Origin of the sequence: Marinobacter bryozoorum (genome assembly GCF_023156245.1) — a bacterium.
GTDB classification, from domain to species: domain Bacteria; phylum Pseudomonadota; class Gammaproteobacteria; order Pseudomonadales; family Oleiphilaceae; genus Marinobacter; species Marinobacter bryozoorum.
Genome location: NZ_JAKZAH010000094.1, coordinates 1 through 1,599 on the forward strand (window position 1 = coordinate 1; position 1,599 = coordinate 1,599).

The 1,599-nt window shown below is 57.5% G+C and carries 1 protein-coding gene; it reads right to left on the reverse strand.

Annotated elements, in window-relative coordinates; all coding sequences use genetic code 11:
* Positions 1-161: 161 nt before the first annotated feature.
* Positions 162-1,520 carry an IS1182 family transposase gene (locus MLC59_RS19650; RefSeq protein ID WP_248237290.1) on the reverse strand — a complete coding sequence of 453 codons (1,359 nt, stop codon included), beginning with the start codon at positions 1,518-1,520 and terminating at the stop codon, positions 162-164.
* Positions 1,521-1,599: the final 79 nt, after the last annotated feature.

The window sequence follows — 1,599 nt, forward strand, 5'->3', positions numbered from 1 at the left end:
CTAGCAGCCTGTCGGACTTGCACCTGACAGGCCTTATTTAAAGTTGTCTTGTCTGCCTGGTTTCCCGAGTTTGACCGTTAGTGGTCATCAGGGAGTCCAGGTTGGCCTCTATGGCACTTTGAGGTGTACCACATAGGCCTTTGGGCGGGCAAAAAAGGCCCTCACTCCGCCATTTTCAGCACGTTCATCCGCTTCACATTCCACGCTAGCGTGGCTAACGTCCACTCGCCCGCAACCTTCTCCAGCCCCCTCATCGAGAACTGTCTCAAGCCCATCACCTGTTTGATAATTCCGAACACGGGCTCCACCGTTTGTTTTCGCAGTGCATACAGCGCCCGTCCGGACTGGGTTGTTAACTGGTGTTTCATCTGTGTCACCGGGTCGTCCGTCACAGGCGCCGGATCATCGGGTGCGAACCGATCAAACACGGATAAGTGATGTTGATCGCGCGCCACCGCCAGTGACGGTTGGATGTTCTTCTCCCTGCACGCCTGGACATTGGCTTTGCTGAAGTACCCTGTATCGGCCAGCAGATCAGTAACGGTGCCGAGAGCCTGCGGCAACGCTCCTATTCGGGTGATGACTGGAGCGATCTGTTGTTTGTCGTTTGTCGCCTGGGTCATGTGCGTACTGATAACCAGCATCGTCTCGGTATCCACCCCGGCCTGAGCGTTGTAACACTGCTCAAAGCCGCCGCCGGAGACGGGCATGATGCGCGATTCTTCATCGGTCAGATTCACCTGATCGGTATCCCGAGGGCCGGGCTGCGGTGGTTCAGGCGCCCGGCCCCGGGGCTTTTTTCCGGCGTCCCTCTGGGCCTGCCGTCTGGCCTGTTTTTGCTGGTAGTCGGCCTGTTCCTGCTCGAAGCGCTCTTGCGCTCGTGCCTCAATCGCCCGCTTCGCTTCAGCCAGTGCTTCCAGCCGGGCTTCACGCCGGGCAATCTCAGCAGGGATATCCATACCCTCAACCACCGGCGCCTGATCTGCTGCCTCAGCTTGGGCGGCCAGTGCGCTCACTTCCGCCTTGAGTTGTGCCTCGATCTTTTTTGCATGTGCATAGGACAACGCTTTGTGCTTACTGGCGTTCGCTTTCACCTTGGTGCCATCCAGAGCGATCCGGCCCAGCTTCACCAGATTCATTTCCCGCGCCAGCAGCAGAACCTGGACAAACAGAGCCTCAACCTGAGGAAGGAAGCGACGGCGGAAGGTGGCAATCGTGTCATGATCCGGATGCGTGTTGGCCGCCAGATAACGGAACGCAATCGAGTCGTGGGTGGCGCGTTCAATCTTGCGGCTGGAGAAGACGCCGGTCGCGTATCCATAAATCAACAGGCTGAGCAATACGCCAGGATGGTGGGCCCGCGAACCGCGCCCAGTATATTGCCGGGTGAGCTCAGACAGATCGAGTTGATCAACCACTTCAACGACAAACCGGGCCAGGTGATCCTCAGGCAACCAATCCTGAATGGAAGGAGGAAGCAGGAAGTCTGTGTCCCGATCAGCGAGTACAAAATGCCCCATCATTGAAGTCCGGTTATGGCCCATGTTGTAGGGATTATCTCACTTCGATAGGGCTTGGTTAAGTCCGACAGGCTGCTAG

Excerpts from the sequence above, each read along its gene's own strand:
- MLC59_RS19650 (WP_248237290.1), bottom strand. The coding sequence starts at position 1,520 with ATGGGGCATTTTGTACTCGCTGATCGGGACACAGACTTCCTGCTTCCT.